Source organism: Bacteroides faecis MAJ27, assembly GCF_900106755.1.
Lineage (GTDB): Bacteria > Bacteroidota > Bacteroidia > Bacteroidales > Bacteroidaceae > Bacteroides > Bacteroides faecis.
Genome location: NZ_FNNN01000064.1, coordinates 1 through 2564, shown reverse-complemented (window position 1 = coordinate 2564; position 2564 = coordinate 1). Strand labels below are relative to the sequence as shown.

Below are 2564 nucleotides of genomic sequence, written 5' to 3'. Positions count from 1 at the left end.
GTAAGCGTCTCGGCGATGCCGTGTTTTTCTTCAAAAAATCAGATAATCCTTTTCTTTTCAGATTCTACTTCTGTTTTCCTTCCATTTGTGTGGCAATAAATCTCTATATATTTTCCTGTCTGTATTTGGTGGTAACTTCGCCGCTTTGTTAATCACATCGGCTATATATTCGAATGTATTTATGCCATGCATCCTGCACGAACATGCCAATGAATATAGTATTACCCCTCTTTCAGCTCCCTTATGGCTTCCGAAGAAAAGCGAGTTTCTTCTGGATAGTGATATATACCGATTATACCTCTCGACAAGGTTGTTGTCCAGATAATACTCCCCTTTGGTAAAGATATCCTCTATGGCCTTCCACTGGGATAGTGTGTAATTAATGGCCTCCGCCATTTGGCTTTTCGGTAATAAGTCCGGCTTTGCCTGCAGGCTCAATAATTTCTTTTTTATCTTCCTGAGTATTGGCGGGGCATACTGTTTTCTATGTGCAAGATTGTCTTTGATTGTCCATCCCTGATAGCCTGTCCGATGTTCATGTTCCTTTTGGTACAGTTGGTTTATCATTTCAACTATCTTTCGGGCGTCCGGTTCCTTATCCTGTTCAAGAAACTTTCGTTTGACGTGCTGAAGACATGCGATCCTCGTGATATTGTGATATTGGTCGGTTTCCAGTTTCCTGTATGGGGCGTATGCATCACTTTGTACTGTTCCTTTATAGGTTTTGAGGAAATCAAAAAGCACCTCCTGCCTGCGTGATCCGCCCTCATAGAAATAGAGCACCAGCTTTAAGGTCGCTGCCGCCGCTGCCCAGATATACCCTTTTCGTACCCCTTTGCCTTTACTGTTCTTTTCCGGAACCAGTACTTTGTGATATGTTTCGTCACAACAGAGGTAGGGATCTTCAAGCACCACTTCCCTGAGTGCTTCATAGAGGTTTTCGAACAAAACAGCCGTTTTACCCAGCAGATGATGGGCGGTGGGCTTTTCGAGTTTGAACCCGTTCTCCCGAAAGAAGTTAACGATACGTTCCACACTCATGGAGTAGATATATCGCAACTGGCATAAACCGGCAACGAACGAACCGTCATATTGGGAATTCAGAAAAGGGGCGGCGGGGGCGCAACCGCTGAAGACCGTTTCATTAAAGCTATAAATATTCTGTCGATAAATGTACTTAATGAACTTTGGCGGAATATAGACATATCGGATAGAATCACGGTATCCCATAAACTTGGCAAGAGACATACTGAAAAGGGGATGGTCGGGATTGACTTCGATTATCTTTTCTTCCAGTTCAAAATGCTCTTTACGTTTGGAGTTGTTATTCCCCCGTTCTTTGGGGGAAGCGGACGGACGGGACGGAGCTGTCTCAGAAGCGGGTTGCGGCTTATCAGGTATTTGCTTTTCAGACTCATTGCTGATAAGCTTACTCAAACTGCGGCTAATGTTCTCCTGCTTTTTCAGTTTGCCGTTCTTCAGCGTCAGCGCTTCTTCCAGAGATTGAACGGCATCGGTCAGTTGCTTAACCTGTGAAGTCAGTTCACAGATCAGACGCTGACTTTGTTGCTCACGCTGGTCAGCAGCTTTAATCTGTTCCTTGAAATGTCTGTTCTGTTCCTCCAGAAGCTCTATGACCCGGTCTTTTTTCATACCTCAAAGATACGAAAAAAGAACCGGGCAACAAAGCTTTTTATTATAAATCTACGTTGTAACACATTGTTTATCAATCATTTGGCGTTTCTATAGCTTCAGCCGAAATCGTTTCCTGCACTTGGCTGACCGGAGGGAGACGCCCTGCATAATCAAAAAGAAACTCTTCCAGGAAAGCTCGTAAGCACCCGTAGAAGGATTAAAACGCGGGACTTCGAAGGTACCTTCTTCCAGGCGCTTCTGGTAAAGAATAAAACCATCCGTATCCCAACGTAAAATTTTAACCATGTCCCGTTTGTGGGAAAAGAAAACAAAAACATCTCCTGAAACGGGAGAAAGTGACATGTCGGACTTGACCAGCTGATAAAGTCCTGTCATACCTTTACGCATATCGACATAATGCTGGTACAGGTAATAACGCATATTTTCGGTTAAAGCAAACATGACTGCTCCTCCTGTATCTTACGGTTATAAAGGTCAATAAAACGGTGAATACCAAAAGAACTTCCCTGCTTGATGGAAATAATCACCCCATCCGGAAAAGTAATATTGATACCATAAAGCATATCCGAAGAAGAGGACGGACGGACCGAAGGCGCGGATGAGGGAACCAAAGGACTGAAGCAGGGCACCGGCTTTGCGGAGGAAGAAACCGAAAGGGAAGAACGAAGTTCACGAATGCGAATGCCGTGCCGAGAAAGCCAGAGTTCCATACCATGATAATTAACATGACACTCATGACAATAACTACGAAGAGTTAAACAGGGAGAAGATATCAGACGGGATTTATACTCAGACAGGGTTTGAGTGTATAAAGCATGTGCAGTCATATAAGTAGGAATTGATTAATATGAAAGCAAAGATATGAAGAAGTAGAATTAAAGAAAAGACGGCATCGCCGAGACGCTTAC

The 2564-nt window shown here is 43.7% G+C and carries 3 protein-coding genes; all 3 read right to left on the bottom strand.

Annotated features, from left to right (window positions below):
• Positions 1–57: 57 nt before the first annotated feature.
• Positions 58–1653 carry an IS66 family transposase gene (gene tnpC, locus BLW31_RS23620; protein ID WP_010535665.1) on the bottom strand — a complete coding sequence of 532 codons (1596 nt, stop codon included), beginning with the start codon at positions 1651–1653 and terminating at the stop codon, positions 58–60.
• Between the two features lie 90 nt (positions 1654–1743).
• Positions 1744–2097, bottom strand: a complete 354-nt coding sequence (gene tnpB / locus BLW31_RS23615; protein WP_010535664.1) for an IS66 family insertion sequence element accessory protein TnpB — start codon at positions 2095–2097, stop codon at positions 1744–1746.
• Positions 2085–2366: a hypothetical protein gene (locus BLW31_RS23610; RefSeq protein ID WP_010535663.1), complete on the bottom strand. Its 282-nt coding sequence runs from the start codon at positions 2364–2366 to the stop codon at positions 2085–2087. The genes tnpB and BLW31_RS23610 overlap by 13 nt, the downstream gene beginning before the upstream one ends.
• Positions 2367–2564: the final 198 nt, after the last annotated feature.